This window comes from Stenotrophomonas sp. 80084_Sma (assembly GCF_056481995.1).
Window position 1 is genome coordinate 1,814,005 of sequence record NZ_CM151177.1, and the last position, 18,962, is coordinate 1,832,966.

Genomic DNA, 18,962 nt, shown 5'->3' on the forward strand with positions numbered 1-18,962 from the left:
GAAGCCGCTGCCGAGTCACGCAGCGGCACCTGCTGCCTTCTCTCTTCCAAGGACCCGTGATGCGCAACACGCTCTACCTGTCGATCATCCTCGCCCTGTCTCCCTGCAGCGTGCCGCTGGCGGCTGCGGCCACTGCCGATGGCCTCGAGGCCCGCGTTTCGGCGCCGATCGCGGCGCAGCCGCTGGCGCGAGCGCTGGAGCAGTTGTCGCGCAGTTCCGGCGTGCAGTTCCTGTATTCGGGCAGTGGTGAAGTGCACATGGCCGGGGCGGTGCCGCGCGGTGCCACCGTCAAGCAGGCGCTGGACGCGCTGCTGGCAGGGACCGGCCTGGGCTACACCGTGGTGGATGGCAACGTCATCGCCATTGATCCTGCGCCGGCACACAACGATCCGAAGCCGGCCGCGCCGAAGCCGCGCGAGGCCGAAGCGGTGGTGGCGCCGACCCTGGGCACGGTGAAGGTGATTGCTGCGCATGAGGTGATCGACCAGAAGAAGACCTCGCCGGTGATCAAGGATTCGGTGGTCTACGACGAGATGGACAGCTACGGCGACGAGACACTGGCCGAGAGCCTGATGGCCGCGCCGGGCCTGAGTGCCGTGGAGGATGCCGGTGAGCCCCGTTACGTGACGGTGCGTGGCGTGCAGGCCAACCTCAACTACACCACCATCGACGGCATCGCGATTGCCAGCGTGGGTGGCAGTGGCTCGGGTGAGCGCATGAACAACCTGCAGCTGATTCCCAGCGACATCGGCACCCGCACCGACATCTACAAGAGCTTCAGCGCAGAGCAGGCGCCGGATGCGATCGGCGGCGTGATCGACATCATCAGCCGCAGTGCCTTCGACCGGTCCGGCAGGTACGTGTTCGCCGATGTGGCTGGTATCTACTCCACGGCCGAGACCAATGTCGAGCGCAGTGCCGGTGGCAACCACGAGACCCTGGGGCATTTCGGCAAGAGCGCCAAGATGGTGTTCTCCAACCAGTTCGGTGCCGACCAGGAATTCGGCCTTGTTGCGGTAGCGCGCTATGAGCAGCGTTCGCGCAACAGCGTCAAGCGCTGGGTGGAGTCGAACTACTACTACAACGACGCCGGCAAGTACCTCACCGACGGCACCACCGGGCCGGACGAGGCCAAGGGCTGGAACGGACTGCGTGCGCCGGGCAACTTCAGCACCGGCACCTACACCAACTTCATCACCAACTTCGGTGGCTCGGCCAAGCTGGAATGGAAGCCATCGGACGATCCTTTCTACGCATCGTTGCTGCTGTACTCGTACCGGTTCTACGAGAACTCGACGATGAACAAGACCGATCTGTACGGCAACGCCAAGTTTCCGATCCGAAACCAGACCGAAGACAGTGGCACCACCCAGATCAACAGCATCTACATCAAGAACCGCCACGACCGCTGGGACCGCAGCAACCGTGGCGCCATCGCCAGCTTCAACTGGGATATCGGTGATCGCTCGCGGCTGACCCTGCGCGGTGGCCACACCGAAGAGACCTTCCACAACAACCAGGTCTACTGGGGTGTGCGCGCCTACCCAAGCAACCTGTTCGTCGACTACGAGAACGACAGCCACGGCTTCCCGAACGCAGTGGCGGTTTCCGATTCCAGCCTGCTGACCAGCTCGGCGTTCAAACTCAACCCGGCACAGGCCTATGTCTCGCCGCGCGACGCCAAGGAGAGCATCGACAACCTGCGTGCCGACTTCAGCTACAACATCGACGCCGATGCGCGTGGCTTCGGCCTGGCCGCCGGCGCCGAATACCGCCATCTGAAGATCTGGCAGGACATCGACTTCGACTACTTCAAGAGCAGTGCCACGCTCAACGATTACCTGTATCCGGGTTCGACGCTGCTGGGCAGCGTGCCGGGCTTCCCGCTGATCGACAACCGCAAGTGGAACGAGGAACTGCTGCCGAAACTGGGCAACAACAATGCGGCGTATCCAAATGCCAACTTCACCAGCGACTACAAGTACGTGGAGGACATCACCAATGCCTACGTGTCCGCACACTACGCCTGGGACCGACTGCTGCTGATCGGCGGCCTGCGCTACGACCACACCCGCTTCGATGCCTACAGCCCATTCAGCGATGATGGCGGCACTACGTATACCTCTGCCTTCCGCAATACGAGCGGTGGCTACAACAACCTGCTGCCTTCATTGAATGCGACGTTCAAGTTGAGCGAGGACCAGCGCCTGCGCTTCTCCGCCAGCCGAACGCTGGGCCGGCCGACACCCAGCAACATCGCCCAGGCCACCAGCACCAGCTGTGGTGATGACGAGGAGGGCAGGGGCTTCTGCACCATCAAGCAGGGCAACGCCAACCTGCAGCCGCGCCGTTCCACCAACATCGACCTGGCGTGGGACCTGTACTTCAACGGCAACAACGGCCTGGTCTCGGTGGCACTGTTCGACAAGGTGATCAAGGACGACATCTACACCCTGACCACCTTCGAGAACGTGGGTGACACGCGCTACCGGGTCACCCAGCCGATGAACACCGATGAGTCCAGGCTGCGCGGCGTCGAGTTCGCGGTCGCCAATCGCAACCTGCAGTGGGGCCGTCAGCGCTTCGACATGTACTTCAACGCCACGCGGCTGGAAGGCCAGACCAACTACCGCATCAGTGATGGCACCGAACGCCGCCTGGACCGCCTGCTGTACCAGCCGGACTGGTCGCTCAATGGGTCGGTGATCTGGCGCATGCCGTGGAAGAGCGCACAGCTGCGCCTGTCCGGTACCTACCGCAGCCGGATGCTGGTCGACTTCGGTGATACCCAGTGGCTGGACTCGTACTACGACCCATACATGACCTTCAACTTGGCCTTCAGCCACAAGGTCAGCAGGCACGTGACGCTGAAGTACGAGGCCAAGAACCTGTTCAACACGCAGCCGACCTACAGCACCGGCCCGAACGGGCGCTTCCGTACCGAGATCGACGACTACGGCCGCTTCTTCTATTTCCACATCATCTACAACTGAGGGCGCAGCCGTGGATACGATCAATCGCAGGCGATTCCTGGCCCTGGCCGGCCTGTCTGCTGCCGGCGCGTGGATGGGCACGGCGCACGCGCTGGCCGCACAGACCGATGCCGCCGCGCTGAACCCGCGCAACCTGCTGGCGTCGCCGCGGTTCGCCAGCACGCCGTTCACCCTGGGCGTGGCCTCGGGTGATCCTTCGGCCGATGGCATGGTGCTGTGGACACGGCTGGCGACCGAGCCGCTGGTGTTCGGCGGTGGCATGCCGACCCGGCCGATGGTGGTCGAATGGCAGCTGGCGGCGGACGAGGGCATGCGCAGGGTGGTACGCCAGGGTTCGGCGATGGCGCATCCCGAACTCGGCCACGCTGTGCACGTGGAGCTGGGTGGGTTGGCGCCCGCACGGCCTTACTGGTACCGCTTCACCGTAGGCGGCCACGCCAGTGCGGTCGGTTGCACCCGCACGCTGCCCGCAGCCACGGCCGCAGTGGATCGCGTGCGTTTTGCGGTGGCCGGTTGCCAGCACTACGAAGAAGGCCACTACACCGCGTGGCGGCGCATTGCCGAGGAACCGCTGGATTTCGTCTTCCACTACGGTGATTACATCTACGAAGGCGAAAGCCAGCCGGGCCTGCGGAAAATGAACGGCCAGTCGTTCACCAACCTGCGCAATCATGTCGGGCCGCAGACCTACACGCTGGACGACTACCGTCGCCGCTACGCCCAGTACAAGAGCGATGCCGACCTGCAGGCCGCGCATGCGTCGGCGCCGTGGTTCGTCACCTTCGATGACCACGAAGTGGACAACAACTGGGCCAGCGCCGAAGACCAGGACGATACGCCCAGCGAAGTGTTCCTGCTGCGCCGCGCACAGGCGTTCCAGGCCTACTACGAGAACATGCCACTGCGCCGATCGGCATTCCCGCGCGATGGCCACATGCAGATGTACCGGCGTGCACGCTACGGCACGCTGATGGACCTGCACCTGCTCGACACCCGCCAGTACCGCAGCAAGCAGGTGAACATGGCGCTGCGTGAGGAGGTGGAATCGCCGGAGCGCAGCATTGTGGGGGCGAAGCAGGAGCGCTGGCTGTTCGACGGCCTGGCCGATGCCGCGCCGCGCTGGCACACCATCGCCCACCAGGTGGCACTGGGCAACTACATGCGCGAGAAGGACGGCGTGGTGCAGTCGTCCGATGACCAGTGGTCGGGTTATCTGGACAGCCGCCGGCGCCTGCTCGATCACATCCAGAAGGTCGGATTCGGCAACGTGGTGACGGCGTGTGGCGACGCGCACCGGCATTACGCCAGCGACCTGGTGCAGGACCATCGTGATTCGGGCGTGGTCTCCAGTGAGTTCCTCGCCACTTCGATCACGTCCGGCTCCGACGGACAGGGCGTGGATGCGTACGCAAGGAATCAGCTCGCGCACAGCCCTTATCTGAAGGCGACCACCGACAAGCGTGGCTATGTGCTGTGCGATGTCACCCGTGATGCATGGATCGGCGACATGAAGACGCTGGATACCGTGATGCAGCCGAACGGAACGGTGCAGAGCTGGAAGCGCTACGCGGTCGAGCACGGTCGGCCGGGGCTGCAGGAGGCCTGATCAGCCAGCACCACTGTAGAGTCGAGCCATGCTCGACTGCTTTTCGATCGTTCTTCGATCATTGACCGGAAAAAGCAGTCGAGCATGGCTCGACTCTACAAGGGCGGAGCGGCTCAATCGTGCTCGAAGCGCAGTGGTTCGCTGCCCATCGCCGGGTCACTGGTGCCAGGACGCCCATCCTCGGCGCGGCCCGCCAGGCGCAGCACACTCTCACCTGCGCTGACCTGCAGGTCATACCAGCCGGCGGTAGGCGTTGCATCCCACGCCAACGAAGTCTCTGCATGCGCCGGCAGTGCCAGCGTCTGCTCGGGCATGTGCCCGGCATAGGCACCGGCATGCACGCGCAGCTGCTGTGCGGTATCGCTGAGATTGCGCAGGTGCAGCCGCAGCTGGCCGTCGGCGCGCTCGACCGACGCCTGCACGATGGGCCCTTTGGCAGCACCCTGAAAGTGACGGTGGAAGCCGTTCGGGCCAAGCAGCCACAGGTCGTAACGCCCCTGTGCATCCAGCGCCCAGCGTTCGCGCAGCGGCGTGCCCGGTACCAGCGTATAGCGGCGTGGCACCGCACCCAGCCGCAGTCGGTCGTACACATGCAGCACCGCCGCTGCACCTTCGCAGGACAACGTCAGATCCAGGCCCGATGCGTCGACCGCAGCAATCGATGCCTGCGGCCGGTAGGGCAGGGCGCGTGCCGGGCGTACGCCGCTTTCCTGTTTCGCCGGCTTCAGTCCCTCCGGCAACGCCGGCACGGTGCGCCCCGGCAGGGCGGCGGCACGTGCGGCCGCCGCGCTCACGTCGGGCAGGCCGCGTACGAACGGACGGGTATCGCGCTGGGCGAAGTCGAAGGCGTTGCTCAGGTCTCCGCAGACCGCACGGCGCCAGGGTGAGATATCCGGTGCGGCCACGCCGAAGCGGCGTTCGATCAGCCGTATGACCGAGGTGTGGTCGTACACCTGCGAATCGACCCAGCCACCGCGGCTCCAGGGCGAGATCACGTACAGCGGCACGCGCGGGCCCAGCCCATAGGGGCGGCCGCGCAGCTCGGCGGCGTCGTACTTCTCGTCACCCGGCGCCGGATGACGGTGGTACTCGCCTTCGGTACTGATCGAAGACGCACCCGCCCAGCCACCGTTTTCCAGTGAAGGCGGTGCCGGTGGTGGCATGTGGTCGAAGAAGCCGTCGTTCTCATCGAACATCAGCAGCAGGGCGGTGCGGCTCCACACCTCCGGATCGGCGGTCAGTGCATCCAGCACGCGTGCGGTATAGGCCGCGCCCTGGGCCGGGCTGGAGGGGCCGGGATGCTCGCTGCCGGCCGCGTCGGCGATGATGAAGCTGACCCGCGGCAGGCGCCCGTCGACCACGTCCTGGCGCAGTTGTGCCAGCCCACGCGAGCTGACCCCACGCGCGCGCAGCTGCGGGTCATGCCCCGGCGCAGCGCGGTAGGCCTGGCGGAACGCCTCGAAGCCGGCCAGCGGGTTGTCGGTGAAGTTGTCGGCCATGTCCTGGTAGATCTGCCAGGAGACGCCCGCCTTCTGCAGGTGTTCGACATAGCTGGTCCAGCGATACGACGCCGGATGCCCGCCGTGCTCGGGGAAGTTGTCGTGCGAGTTGGCGATCACCGGGCCGCCAGCACGCGCGTGTGCATCATTGTGACCGGTCCACAGGAACACCCGGTTCGGGTTGGTTCCGGCCTGCATCGCGCAGTGGTAGGCGTCGCAGATGGTGAAGGCATCGGCCAGTGCGAACTGGAAGGGCAGGTCGCTGCGCTGGAAGTAGCCCATCGAGTGGTTCTGCTTGGCCTTCGGCCATTGCCCCATGCGGCCGTGGTCCCAGGCGCGCTGTGCGTCCGGCCAGGTGTGTGGTGTGCCCTCCACCCGCATGTAGCCGAAGTGCGCAGCGGTATCCAGCGGGAACGGTGCGATCGCGCGCGTGCCGCTGGCATCGGGTTGCAGCCACAGGCTGCGCGTGCGGCCGCCGGTCTGCAGTGCCGGCGCGGGAGCCACGAAGCGATCGCCGAAACCCCCGTACGCCCGGCAGCGTGCCGAAGTAGTGGTCGAACGAGCGGTTCTCCTGCATGAACACCACGATGTGCTGCAGGTCTTCGAGGCTGCGCGTCTGCGCGGCGGGGGCGATCGCTGCGGCCCGGGCGATGCTGGGCAGCAGCGGGGAAAGGCCGGCGGCAACGCCGGCCTGCAACAACCGGCGTCGGCCGATATCAGTCACGGGCTCACTCACAGGTCCACACGGAAGGAGATGCCGACAGTGCGCGGGGCGCCGATGAAGGCATTGTCGCGGCCGTCCACCCCTGCAAGATACCGCTTGTCGGTGAGGTTGCTCACCACCAGGTTGGCACCCATGCCCTTCAGGCGCGGCGACAGGCCCTGCAGGTCGAAGCCGATATTGGCGTTGAACACGGTGGCCGAGGGCAGCTTGTTGACGTTGGCGGCATCGAGGTAGCGCGTGCCCAGGTAGCGACCGGACAGGCCGAAGTTCCAGTTTTCGCCCTGCCAGTCGGCCGACAGCACCAGGGTCTGCTCGGGCTGGCCGATCACCTTGGCACCGTCGACGATGCCAAGCTGGGTATCACGTGCGGCATCGCCGCTGCCCAGGTACTTGGAGCGGTTGTAGGTATAGGCGGCGTTGAGACGCCAGCCGTTGTCCCAGCCATAGCCGAACGCCGCCTCCAGGCCGTTGCTTTCCACGCCACCGAAGTTCTCGTAGACACCGTCGGTCTCGCCCAGGTAGTCGATGCCGCTGACGAAACCGGCCGGCAGATAGACGATGCGGTTGTCGAACTTGATGTTGTACAGGGTGACCGACGCGGTCAGCGGCCAGCGGCTGATGCGCATGCCGACTTCGATGTTGTCGGCGGTCTCCGGCTCGACGTTGCGGAAGCGCTGCGGGTCGGTCTCGCCGAGCACGCCGGAGGGAATGGCGGCGAAGTTCTGCGAGAAGCCAGCGAACAGCTCCATGCCTTCCACACCGGGCGCCCAGGTGAAGCCGGTGGACAGCAGCGGATCGGACTTGGAATCGGATTTGACGTGCTCGCTGGCACCGATCACGCGGCGGCGCGACTGGTCGACGAAGAACTGCTTCACGCCCAGGCGTGCGCTGAACGGCCCGAAGCGGGCCACGTCCTCGACGTAGTACATCTGTTCGTCAACCTTGTACTTGTCCTCGAACTGCACCCAGTACGGCTGATGGTCGAAGGCGATGTCCTGGCCTACGTTGAGCAGGCGATGCCAGTCGCGGCGCGCCGAGCGGTCCAGCTTTTCCACCCACAGACCGCCACGGATCGTGTTGTCGACCGCACCGAAGGTCTGCCGCCATTCGACGTCGGCGGTCACGCCCATGCGGTCGTTGTCGTAGTGGGTGTGGCGGTAGGACTGCGCGCCCAGCACGTTGCCCGCGTAGCAGTTCGGATCGTACTCGGCAGTGAAGCCCAGCCGTGGGGTGCAGCTGGCCAGGCGCTGCGCGGCGCTGCCATCGGGATTGACGAAGAAAATCTGGCCGCGGTTACTGCCGCCGTACACGGTCTTTCCACCGATGTACTCCGACTCCGGGCGACCGGCACCATCATCGCTGACCTGCGCCAGGTAGGGGGGCAGCCAGTCGCCACGACCTTCCATGCGGTGCCCGTAAGCCGCCACCGAGGCCTTGAAGCCGTTGCCGCCGTCGAAGGCCGCGCGCAGGTAGCCGAAGGTGTTCTCGCGCAGCGCACGCGAGCCGGAACGGTAGTTCTGGTCCAGGTACGGAATGCCGGTGAGGGTGCCGACCAGGTTGTCGCGGTCCGGATTGGTGGCGAAGCCCTTCGGCGAGACGCTGGTGTACTCCGGCTCGTCGGCATCGTTGTAGGACAGGTAGCCGGTCAGCGTCCAGCGATCCAGCTCGGTGATGAACTTGCCGGCGATGTGGTCATTGCTGGTCTTGCCGCTGCCATCGATCCAGTCGTGCACACGTGCGGAAGAAGCGCTGACCCAGGCGCGGGTATGGCCGCCGAGCAGGCCGGTGTCGTAGCGCACGTAGTACTTGCGCGCCTCGTTGTCACCGGCACCGACCACGAAGCGCAGGCGGCTGTCCTGCAGTGGGTCGCTGGTGAGGAAATTGAGCGTGCCACCCAGCGCCTCGTTCGAGCGCGAGGAGATGTCGGCAGTGCCCTGGCTGACTTCCACTGTTTCCAGGTCCAGGGTATCGATGTAGCGGTTGGCCAGCGAACCGCCACCGTAGCCCGAGCCGCCATTGGGCAGGCCGTCGATGGTGGTGCCGATCTGCTGGGTGTCACGGTTGGTGACGAAGCCGCGCATGCTGATCTGCGTGCCCCACACCGACGAACCGGTGGCATCGGCCTCGCTGACCACCACGCCGGGCACTTCGTTGAGCGCGTCGTTGACGCTGCTCATCACGGTCTGCCGGTTCAGTGTTTCCGCGCGCACCGAAGTCTTCGCGTAGCTGGTGGCCTGACCAATCACCTGTACCTGGTCGAGGGTACGCGCATCGCTGCTGCGCGCTTCGCCCGTATCGCCCTGCGGTGCTTCTGCGAGGGCGTCCAGGGCGGGGGCGATCAGCAGGGCCAGCAGCGAGACACGGGGAAAACGCGCAATCGTTCGCATCGAAACCGGACCTTCAGAGGGAGGAAACCCCGGAGTGTCGGCAGCGCCAATGACATCGGGATGACGTGGCAGCGCAGGAACGATGGCACTGTGGGGGCGGTCACGGCCTTCGGGTATGCTCGGCGCTTCAATGGACCTGAGGTGGTGGCGATGCAGAAGCGATCGAAGATCTGGCTGGGAGGTGCAGCCCTGGTGCTGCTGGCAGGGTGCAACCGGACGCCCTCGGATGGAGAGGTGGCACCGTCTGCGCCAGCCACGGCGGACGAGGCCGCAGCACCGGCCGCCGCCCCAGCGGGTTCAACGGCCGCCGCCGACGGCACCGCACTCACCGACCGCGATGGCAAGCCGGTGCCGCTGGTGCCTTTCGACACCGGCAGCGTGCCGCTGAGCGACACCACGCTGGGTGAGCTGCCGTTCTTCAGCCTGCCGCAGGGCTACGCGCCGCAGAACGCCCCGCACCCGCGCGCCTGGGCGCGCTTCCCGTTCCGGATGGGCGAGGGTGTGCATTGGGCGGAAGGTCCGAGCTGGTCGGCACGCATCGTGACCGACAGTGAGGCGGCCCCCGACAAGGCGTTCTCCGCGCTGGAAGTGCAGCGCAACTTCGACGGCGTGATCACCGCCGCCGGCGGCCGCAAGGTCTTTGAAGGCAAGCTGCTGCGCGACATCTACTACGGCCCGCAACTGGAAGGCGAGATCGGGGGTGGCTTCATCGATGCGGTGAACGGTGAACAGGACGCACCCACCACCGTCTACGTGCCGCGCCAGGTCAACCGCACCGTGTGGGTGCAGCTGGCAGTGGACAGCAACGGCGCCGGTCTGGTGGTCGTGGATGACGTTCCGTTCAAGGCCACCGCGCAGTGGTCGGACCGTTTCCCGCACCTGTCCCTGCCCGCCGGCTATCGCGAGCGCAACACGCCCGAGCAGCGTGATTTCGATGCCTTCCCGTTCTGGACCGGAGATCACTTCGAACCGGTCGAGGGCCGCACCTTCGCTGCCGATTTCGACAAGGGCGAGCGCGAATACTCGATGCATGAAGTACGCCGCAACCTTGAGGCGATGATGGCCCAGGTCAACGGCACCAAGGTGTTCGAGGGGCGCATCCCGCACGAGGCGGCCGAGGGCGTGTCGACGCAGGTGCAGTCGTCCTACGGCAACGCGGCCAGCTACAGCTGGGACAACTACGACACCGTGGTCTATCGCGTCGATCTGGCTGATGGCCGCCAGGTGTGGGTGCATGCTCGCCTCGAGTACCTCAGCGCAGGCTGGGTCGTGGTCGAGCGCAAGGGTTTCACCCAGACCGCGGCGCTGCTGCCGGCCGATGCGTTGAAGAAGAAGCTGGACAGCGACGGCCGCGTGGCGATCCAGGTCAACTTCGCCACCGACAAGGCGCAGATCCTGTCGACGTCCGAACCGCAACTGGCGCAAGTGCTGGACCTGCTGCGTGCCGACCCGTCGCTGAAACTGTCGATTGAAGGCCACACCGACAACAGTGGCGCGGCCGCGCACAACCGCAGCTTGTCCGAGGATCGTGCGCGGTCGGTGGTGGCGGCGTTGACCGCCAAGGGCATCGCCGCCGACCGCCTGCAGGCGGCCGGCTTCGGTGCCGACAGGCCGGTAGCCGACAATGGCAGCGAGGAAGGCAAAGCGCGCAATCGCCGGGTCGAGCTGGTCAAGCGCTGAACCACGCCCTCCTCAGTACCGCGCGTCCTTGGGTTTCGGGTCGCGCGGCCAGTCCTTGGCCTTGTTGGCGAAGTCCGGCCGCGGCTGGTTGATGAAGTAGCTGGCGATGTCCACCGCATCCTGGTCGGGCATCACCTGCTGCCCCAGTGGCGGCTCGCGGGTCACCGCCGGCGGCATGTTGTGCTTGACGAAACCGGCCGCCTTGTACAGGCGCGCCATGCCGGCGCCGATGTTGAAGCTGTGGTCGCCCCACAGCGGCGGGAAGGCGATATCACCGCTGGCGTCGCGCCGGCCTTCGCCGTTGTCGCCATGGCAGGCGGCACACTGCACGGCGTACAGCGCCTGGCCACGGATCGGGTCCGGGGTCAGCGTGCTGTCGATGGGGCCCTCGCTGGGGGCGGCCACCTTTGCACCGTCTGGCACTGGACTGCTCAGCCACGCCATGTAGTCGAGCATGGCGCGCATCTGCGGTGAGTCCTTCGGCAGCGGCTTGCCGTTCATCGAGCGCTGCAGGCAGCCATTGATGCGCTCGGTCAGCCCGATCACCTTGCCCGGGCGCGGCATGTAACGCGGATAGGCGCCGCCGCCCGTATTGAAGTAGTGGTTGCCGAACGGTCGCTTGCCCTCGGCCATGTGGCACGAATTGCAGTTCAGATCGTTGCCGACGTTGTCCGGCAGCAGCCGTGCGGTCTCGTTGAGGAGGCGGCGACCAAGCATCACCGATTCGGCATTGCCGAGCCCGGCGATCTCCTCGGCGCTGGGTGCATGGTAGTGGCCGACCACCTTGCCCTGCGCATCGAGGATATCGATCGTGCTGGCTACGGCAGCATCCAGGTCCGGGTACAGATGGCGATAGGCGAGGGTGCCGGCGCCGGCCAGCAGCACGAGGGTGACCACGCTGCCGACCAGCAGGCGGGAGCGTTTGCGCGAACGTTTCATCGTGCGGCCTCCTGCGGAAGGTAGTGCACCGGCTTGTCACGCACCACCCGGCGCATGCGCGCCACGTCGACCTCGCTCACCGCGCTGGCCTGGTTGCCCCAGCTGCTGCGGATGAAGGTCAGGATCTGTGCCAGCTGCGCATTCGGCAACTGCTCGAAGCCGGGCATGGTGAAGGCCATGCGGTCGTGCGGGGTATGCGGCGTGCGGCCGCCGATCAGGGTTACCTGTACCAGCGAGCTGGGATCATCGGCGAACACGATCGAGTTGCCGGCCAGCGCCGGGTAGACCCGTGGCATGCCGCGGCCGTCGGCGCGATGGCAGGCCTGGCAATGCTCGGCATAGGCCAGCGAGCCGGCCACGCGATAGTCGCCACTGCGTAGTGCGGCGGTGGTGGTGTCGGTACCCGGCGACCACTGCGCACTGCGGCCCTCGCGCGCCGGCAGCTGTTTCAGGTAGCGGGCCATCGCCAGCAGGTCGGCGTCGGACAGGTACTGCGTGCTGTGCTCGACCACGTCGGCCATACCGCCGAAGGCCGCGGAGCGATCGGTGCGTCCGGTGCGCAGGAAGTCGACGATCTCGCCCTCGTTCCAGCTGGCCAGACCGGTTGATTCATTGCGCAGGTTCTTCGCATACCAGCCTTCCAGCACCGAGCCGGACAGGAACTGGCGGCTGCCATCATCGGCCATCGCCTTTTCCTGGAACGCGAGGCCACGTGGCGTGTGGCAGGCGCCGCAGTGGGCCAGGCCTTCCACCAGTTCGGCGCCGCGCTGCTGGCTGGCATCCAGCGACGGATCCGGGTTGAACGTACGCGGGCGTGCGAACAGCAGCTGCCACCAAGCCAGTGGCCAGCGCATGTTGGCCGGCCACGGGATCGTGCTGTCGGCGTTGCCCTGCTTCACCGGCTGCACCGAGCCCATGAAATAGGCGTACAGCGCCTTGATCTCGGCATCGCTGGCGATCACGTACGAGGCATACGGCATTGCCGGATACAACGGCTGCCCATCGTGACGGATGCCGCGACGGACCGCGCGCTCGAAGTCGGCGTAGTCGTAGGCGCCAATGCCGGTGTCGGGATCGGGCGTGATGTTGGTCGAGTAGATCGTGCCCATCGGCGTCTGCATGCCGAGGCCACCGGCGAACGGCTTGCCGCCCGGCGCAGTGTGGCAGGCGGCGCAGTCGGCGGCGCGCGACAGGTACTGTCCCTGCGCGATCAGCGTCGGATCGTGGATGTCGACCTGCGCCGTCTGTCGCGGTGCGAACCAGTAGGGCGTGGTGCGGGCGATGCCGTAGGCGGCGGCCAACGTGGCGGCCAGGGCAATGGCGAGCTTGAGCGAGGTGCGCATGGCGGCACTGTGGGCAATCCCGCGCGCGCGTTCATTGATCCGGATCAATGACTGAACGGATACAGCTTGTACACCAAGCTGAATCGTTCCTGCGTTGTCATCAAGCCGTCATCCGCGCGCGATAGATGACCGGTCTATCGGGGCGTTAACGTCCCAGCCTGTCTGATTCACCCCTATGACGTGATATGAAGCGCCTGCTGCTGTTGTTGCTGGCGTGCGCCGGCCTGTGGCTGGCTGCATGCTCCTCCTCGATCAATGCCTCGTCCACCTCGCTCGCCGACAGGCTGATCGCGCCAGGTGGCGTATCGACCCTGCTCGATCGCCCGCGTATTGCCGCGGCCATCGCCGAACTGCCCAACCGCCATGGCTTCGCGCCGGGCCGCGATGGCGTGCCGATCTTCTGGCGTGTGTTCGATCCCGGCGACTACGGCGCGCGTTATCACTACCTGCCGCAGCGCCACGAGAACGGCCTGCCGCTGGATACCGGCCTGAGCCTGGCAGTACCGCAACCGTTCCGCGCGCAGGCCCCGCGCGGCACCGTGGTGCTGCTGCACGGTTGGATGATGAACGGCGATTCGATGCTGCCGTGGTCGCTGCAGCTGGCCGAATCCGGCTATCGCGTGATCACGCTCGACCTGCGCAACCATGGACAGTCCGGTGCAGGTCCGTCCGGATACGGCACCTATGAATCCGACGATGTGGTGGATGTAATCGGCGAGCTGCGTGCACGTGGTGAAGTAACCGGCCCGCTGTACCTGTTCGGCGTGTCCTATGGCGCCGCCACAGCGGTATTCACCGCCGACAAGCTCGGTGACCAGGTGGAAGGCGTGGTGGCGATGGAATCGTTCGCCAATGCCGGTGTGGCGATCCGCACGATGATTCCGCACCTGATGGGACTGCAGCCGGAAGGCCTGAAGGCGCAGGCGGTGGCGTCGTACGCGCGCTGGCGCTACGGCGGTCAGGACATCAACCAGGTGATCGCCGCCGCCAGCCGCCGCATCGACGTCGATCTGGACCGCGTGGATGTAGCGCGCGCGCTGGCCGATACCCGCGCCTGCGTGCTGCTGCTGCACGGGCAGGGCGACCAGCACATTCCGGTCAGCCAGGGCCGCGAACTGGCCCAGGCCAACCCGCGCGCACACTACATCGAGATGCGCGGCGAGGACCACATCACCCTGCCGCTGCGGCTGGACCTGCTGGCCGGGGTGGTCGATGACTGGATGGCACGCGACGAGCACCATCCGCAGAGTGCCTGCCCGGCGCCCCAGCTGCCGGCCCAGGCCGAGTGGCTGACACGCAGCTGAGAAAAGGGGACGGAGGGGATTAAGTCGTTTCCCGCACAGCTGGGCCAGAAACGACTTAATCCCCTCCGTCCCCTTTTTTCTGTCAGGCCACCCGTCTTGCCAGCGAGCGCGCAGACGCCGCGACGCCCAGCAGCAGCGCGGCCACGCACAGGAAGGCGAAGCCGAGGCTGGTAGCGTGTGCGAGTGCGCCGATCGCTGCCGGTCCGGCGAGGATGCCGGCGTAGCCCAGCGTGGTGACCGCAGTGATGGCGATGCTCTCCGGCATCACCCGCTGTTGGCCGGCCATCGAGAACAGCGCCGGCACGATGTTGGCGCAGCCCAGCCCGACCAGTATGTAACCGGCCAGCGCCACCGGAAACGATGGCACCAGCGTGGCCAGGGTGAAACCCGCAGCAGCGGTGATGCCGCCGAAGACCATCGTGCGGGTGCGGCCGAGGCGTTCGACGATACCGTCGCCGAACAGGCGCATCGCGGTCATCGCCAGGGTGAACAGCGCGAAGCCGGCGCCAGCCTGGTCGCGTGGCACCTGCCGCACTTCGGCGAGGAACACCGCGCTCCAGTCCAGCATCGAGCCCTCGGCGAGGAACACCACGAAGGCCAGCACGCCGATGAACAGCACCACGCCATGCGGCAGTGCCAGCAGGGGGCCTTCATGCAGGATCCGTTGCGGGCGCCAGTGCGGTGCCGACAGCACTGCCACCAGCAGCAGTGCGGCCACCGAAACCAACGCGGCCAGCCACAGCGGCGTACCCAGGATCAGCATGCCGGTCATGCAGCCGGCGCCGACGAAACCGCCGATGCTGTAGAAGGCATGGAATCCGGACATCATCGCGCGCCCGGCGTCGCGCTCGACCGCGACCGCCTGCATGTTCATCGCACAATCCAGTGCACCGACGCCGGCGCCGAACACGAACAGGGCGGCGCCCAGCGCTACCGGAGAGGGCGCCAGCACCAGCAAGGGCAGGGCGCACAGCATCGTCGCGCAGGTGATCACCATCACCCGGCGGCATCCCAGCCGCCCGGTCAGCGCACCTGCCAGTGGCATCGCCAGCAGTGAGCCGAGCCCGAGGCACAGCAGCACCGCGCCGAGGCTGGCGTCGGACAGCCCGGCCTTGGCCTTGGCGTAGGGCACCATCGGCGCCCAGGCGGCGGTGGCGAATCCGGGAATGAAGAAGGCGGCACGGGTGGCGTGCTGTTGGGCACGTGGGGATGAAGGCGTCATGCGCGGTGCGAAGCTCCAGGGGGTGTCCATGAAAACGTTTTCAGGACGGCTCGGCAAGTGCCATGCGTGACATCGGGCGACGCATACGATTGCAGTGACCCGATCGCGTCACTGGCGATTAACGTCGCCCACGGACAGTGGCGACACGGTCGGCATTCCGCCGGCCGCTGCCGGAGATCCGTACATGAGCACGACACCGACCATCCTCCTCGTCCATGGTTTCTGGGGTGGGGCCGCACACTGGGCCAAAGTGATCCTGGAGCTGCATCGCAACGGCCATGACCGCGTGCAGGCGGTGGAACTGCCACTCACCTCGCTGGCCGACGATGCCGGCCGCACCCAGAAAATGATCCGGCAGATCGACGGGCCGGTGCTGCTGGTCGGCCACTCCTATGGCGGCGCGGTGATCAGCCAGGCCGGCAACGAGGCCAACGTGAAGGGCCTGGTCTACATCGCGGCGTTCGCCCCGGATGCCGGCGAGAGCCCCGGTGGCATCACCCAGCAGCACCTGCCGGAGGCGGCGCCGAACCTTGCGCCGGACAGCGATGGCTACCTGTGGCTGCGTGCGGACAAGTTCCATGAGAGCTTCTGCCAGGATCTGAGCGAAGACGAGGGCCGGGTGATGGCGGTGACCCAGAAGGCGCCGCTGGCCAGCACTTTCGGTGATGCGGTGAGCGACCCGGCGTGGAAGCACAGGCCGAGCTGGTACCAACTGTCCCGCCACGACCGCATGATCGCGCCGGAGAACCAGAGGGCCATGGCCACGCGCATGCAGCCCAAGCGACTGCTGGAGCTGGATGCCAGCCATGCCTCGCTGGCCTCGCAGCCGAAGGACGTGACCGCACTGATCCTGGAGGCCTGCGCCGCCATCGGCGGCTGAGCCTGCGGCAGCGCGCCGCACCACAGCACATCGCACGACAGCCGGGGCGCAGGGGAGTACACTCCTGCGCCTGCGGCCATCCGGCCGCGTCCCCGTCTTCCCTCCAGCCGCCGCCAGAGGATCCCACCCGATCGTGGAGGTCCCGCCGTGCTGTCTGTGCCTGATGCCCGTATTCCGTCCCAATTGCCGCGTCGCCGTGCGTTGCCGCAGGCGCTTGCCCAGGGCCTGCTGATCACCGCACTGGCCAGCAGCGGCATCGCAGCCGCGCAGTCCGCCACCGAGCCGGACAAGGCCGCCGAGGCCCCGGCATCGCAGACCCTGCAGACCGTGCAGGTCACCGCCAATCTGCTCGGTACCATCACCGAGGGCAGTGGCGCGTACACGCCGGGCACCATCGCCACCGCCACCCGCCTGGTGCTGACCCCGCGGCAGACCCCGCAGACCATCAGCGTCATTACCCGCGCTCAGATGGACGACTTTGGCCTGAACGGCATCGATGACGTGATGCGGGTGACCCCGGGCATCAGCATCGTCACCTACGACAGCGAGCGCACCGAGTACTACGCACGTGGATTTGCCGTGCAGAACTTCCAGTACGACGGCATTCCGATGTCGCGTGACTCGGCCTATTCGGCGGGCAACACGCTCAGCGATACCGCGATCTATGACCGCATCGAAGTGCTCAAGGGCGCGACCGGCCTGCTGACCGGCATGGGCGATCCGGGCGCGACCATCAACCTGGTGCGCAAGAAGCCGGGCAAGGAGTTCGCCGGCAGTGCCACGCTGGGTGTCGGCCGCTGGGATGACTATCGTGCCGAGATCGATGTTGGCGGCCCGTTGACCGCCGATGGACGCGTGCGCGGTCGTGCGGTGGGCGCCTGGCAGGACAAGCATTCCAATCTCGACTTCTACCAGCGCACCAGCAAGGTGGGCTACGCGGTGCTGGAAGCCGATCTGGGCGAGCGCACCCTGCTGACCGTGGGTGGCGATGCGATGGACAGCGACCCGAAGGGCTCGACCTGGGGGGGCATCCCGCTGCTGGACAGTGCCGGCAACTTCAATGACATGCCGCGTTCGTTCAACAACGGCACCCGCTGGAGTGGCTGGCGCCAGTATGTGCGCACCGGTTTTGCCACGCTCGAGCATACGTTCGCCAACGATTGGGTGGCCAAGCTGCAACTCAACCACCAGGTCAACGGCTATGACGCCGCACTGGCCGGCGCCGCCGCCGGCAATCCCGATCCGTTGACCGGCGAGGGCGTCAGCCTGTGGCTCGGCAAGTACGTTGGCAAGACCGTCAGCAATGCTGCCGACTTCTATGTGAGCGGTCATTTCGGCCTGTTCGGGCGGGAGCATGAGCTGGTGGTCGGTGGCAGCGCCTCGCGCAAGCGCTGGACCAATACCGGCTACGGCCCGCACGCGGGGTTCCCGGATACCGTGCCGGACTACAGAACCTGGAATGGCGACATTCCCGAGCCGGAGTGGCAGCGCAGCTACAGCAACAACGAAGTGACGCGTGAGAACGGCCTGTATGTGGTCGGCCGTTTCGACGTGGCCGATCCACTGAAGGTGATCGTGGGCAGTCGCCTGGCCAGCTACCGCTCGCCGGACACGCGCGAGACCGGCGTGTTCGTGCCGTATGCCGGTGTGGTCTACGACCTCGGTGAGCACTATTCGGTGTACGCCAGCTACAGCACCATCTTCAAACCGCACAGCGAACGCGACGAGCAGGGCAAGGCACTGGATCCGCTGGAAGGCCGCAGCTACGAGATGGGCCTGAAGGCCGAGTTCCTCGATGGGCGCTTCAACGCCAGTGCGGCGCTGTTCCAGCTCGACCAGGACAACTTCGCCCAGCCCACTGGTGGCAAGACACCGGACGGGCAGGATGCCTATCGCGCCCTGATGGGCGTGCGTACCAAGGGTTACGAGCTGGAAATGTCGGGCCAGCTGGCCGAAGGCTGGCAGGTGCAGGGTGGGTTCTCGCACAAGATCGCCCGCCAGGCCGGTGCCAAGGTAACCACACTGGAGCCGGAAAACCAGTTCAGCCTGCACACCAGCTACCGCCTGCGCGGCGACTGGAAGGGGCTGACGCTGGGCGGTGGCGCGCGCTGGCAGGATTCCACTTTCGGTGAGATCACCAACCCGGCCACGCAGGCCAAGGTGGTGCATCGCACCCAGCCCTATTGGCTGCTGGATGCGATGGCGCGCTATGAATTCAACGATCGCCTGTCGGCCACGCTCAACGTCAACAACCTGCTGGACAAGCGTTACTACACGATCTTCAGCTGGTACAGCACCTACACCTGGGGTGAGCCGCGCAATGTGCGCCTGGCGATGACGTACAAGTTCTGACGCCGGTGGTGCTGTAGAGCCGAGCCCGCGCTC

The 18,962-nt window shown here is 66.4% G+C and carries 10 protein-coding genes and 1 pseudogene; 6 read left to right on the top strand and 5 right to left on the bottom strand.

Annotated elements, in window-relative coordinates; all coding sequences use genetic code 11:
* The first annotated feature begins 59 nt into the window (after positions 1–59).
* Positions 60–2,993, top strand: a complete 2,934-nt coding sequence (locus ACZK3W_RS08555; protein WP_125895300.1) for a TonB-dependent receptor — start codon at positions 60–62, stop codon at positions 2,991–2,993.
* Positions 2,994–3,003: 10 nt separating this feature from the next.
* Positions 3,004–4,599: an alkaline phosphatase D family protein gene (locus tag ACZK3W_RS08560; RefSeq protein ID WP_125895301.1), complete on the top strand. Its 1,596-nt coding sequence runs from the start codon at positions 3,004–3,006 to the stop codon at positions 4,597–4,599.
* Between the two features lie 113 nt (positions 4,600–4,712).
* On the opposite strand, the pseudogene ACZK3W_RS08565 reads toward ACZK3W_RS08560, so the two are convergent.
* Positions 4,713–6,822: pseudogene (locus ACZK3W_RS08565) on the bottom strand (phosphocholine-specific phospholipase C).
* 8 nt (positions 6,823–6,830) lie between these two features.
* Positions 6,831–9,209: a TonB-dependent receptor gene (locus ACZK3W_RS08570; protein ID WP_121503741.1), complete on the bottom strand. Its 2,379-nt coding sequence runs from the start codon at positions 9,207–9,209 to the stop codon at positions 6,831–6,833.
* Between the two features lie 150 nt (positions 9,210–9,359).
* Between ACZK3W_RS08570 and ACZK3W_RS08575 the strand changes: the two genes are divergently transcribed.
* Positions 9,360–10,889: an OmpA family protein gene (locus tag ACZK3W_RS08575; RefSeq protein WP_478450641.1), complete on the top strand. Its 1,530-nt coding sequence runs from the start codon at positions 9,360–9,362 to the stop codon at positions 10,887–10,889.
* 12 nt (positions 10,890–10,901) lie between these two features.
* Here the strand turns inward: ACZK3W_RS08575 and ACZK3W_RS08580 are convergent, their stop codons facing one another.
* Together ACZK3W_RS08580 and ACZK3W_RS08585 are read right to left on the bottom strand one after the other, a co-directional pair.
* Positions 10,902–11,828: a c-type cytochrome gene (locus tag ACZK3W_RS08580; RefSeq protein WP_032128430.1), complete on the bottom strand. Its 927-nt coding sequence runs from the start codon at positions 11,826–11,828 to the stop codon at positions 10,902–10,904.
* Complete coding sequence (locus ACZK3W_RS08585) at positions 11,825–13,171, bottom strand: c-type cytochrome (protein ID WP_478450642.1); 1,347 nt, start codon at positions 13,169–13,171, stop codon at positions 11,825–11,827. Before ACZK3W_RS08585 ends, ACZK3W_RS08580 begins: the two co-directional genes overlap by 4 nt.
* 185 nt (positions 13,172–13,356) lie before the next feature.
* Between ACZK3W_RS08585 and ACZK3W_RS08590 the strand changes: the two genes are divergently transcribed.
* Positions 13,357–14,475 carry an alpha/beta fold hydrolase gene (locus ACZK3W_RS08590; protein ID WP_049400454.1) on the top strand — a complete coding sequence of 373 codons (1,119 nt, stop codon included), beginning with the start codon at positions 13,357–13,359 and terminating at the stop codon, positions 14,473–14,475.
* A gap of 82 nt (positions 14,476–14,557) precedes the next feature.
* On the opposite strand, the gene ACZK3W_RS08595 is transcribed toward ACZK3W_RS08590, so the two are convergent.
* Positions 14,558–15,697, bottom strand: coding sequence for an MFS transporter (locus ACZK3W_RS08595; protein ID WP_336686288.1), 1,140 nt, complete (start codon positions 15,695–15,697; stop codon positions 14,558–14,560).
* A 184-nt stretch (positions 15,698–15,881) separates the two neighbouring features.
* On the opposite strand from ACZK3W_RS08595, the gene ACZK3W_RS08600 reads away from it, so the two are divergent.
* Both ACZK3W_RS08600 and ACZK3W_RS08605 read left to right on the top strand, forming a co-directional pair.
* Positions 15,882–16,577, top strand: coding sequence for an alpha/beta hydrolase (locus ACZK3W_RS08600; RefSeq protein ID WP_336686280.1), 696 nt, complete (start codon positions 15,882–15,884; stop codon positions 16,575–16,577).
* Positions 16,578–16,724: 147 nt separating this feature from the next.
* Entirely contained in the window at positions 16,725–18,929 is a 2,205-nt protein-coding gene (locus ACZK3W_RS08605; RefSeq protein ID WP_478450643.1) for a TonB-dependent siderophore receptor, read from the top strand.
* Positions 18,930–18,962 lie beyond the last annotated feature (33 nt).

Bases quoted from the DNA above. Each gene is read 5' to 3' on its own strand.
- ACZK3W_RS08555 (WP_125895300.1), top strand. From the start codon at position 60: ATGCGCAACACGCTCTACCTGTCGATCATCCTCGCCCTGTCTCCCTGC.
- ACZK3W_RS08585 (WP_478450642.1), bottom strand. From the start codon at position 13,171: ATGCGCACCTCGCTCAAGCTCGCCATTGCCCTGGCCGCCACGTTGGCC.
- ACZK3W_RS08570 (WP_121503741.1), bottom strand. From the start codon at position 9,209: ATGCGAACGATTGCGCGTTTTCCCCGTGTCTCGCTGCTGGCCCTGCTG.
- ACZK3W_RS08580 (WP_032128430.1), bottom strand. From the start codon at position 11,828: ATGAAACGTTCGCGCAAACGCTCCCGCCTGCTGGTCGGCAGCGTGGTC.
- ACZK3W_RS08590 (WP_049400454.1), top strand. From the start codon at position 13,357: ATGAAGCGCCTGCTGCTGTTGTTGCTGGCGTGCGCCGGCCTGTGGCTG.
- ACZK3W_RS08600 (WP_336686280.1), top strand. From the start codon at position 15,882: ATGAGCACGACACCGACCATCCTCCTCGTCCATGGTTTCTGGGGTGGG.
- ACZK3W_RS08575 (WP_478450641.1), top strand. From the start codon at position 9,360: ATGCAGAAGCGATCGAAGATCTGGCTGGGAGGTGCAGCCCTGGTGCTG.
- ACZK3W_RS08595 (WP_336686288.1), bottom strand. From the start codon at position 15,697: ATGACGCCTTCATCCCCACGTGCCCAACAGCACGCCACCCGTGCCGCC.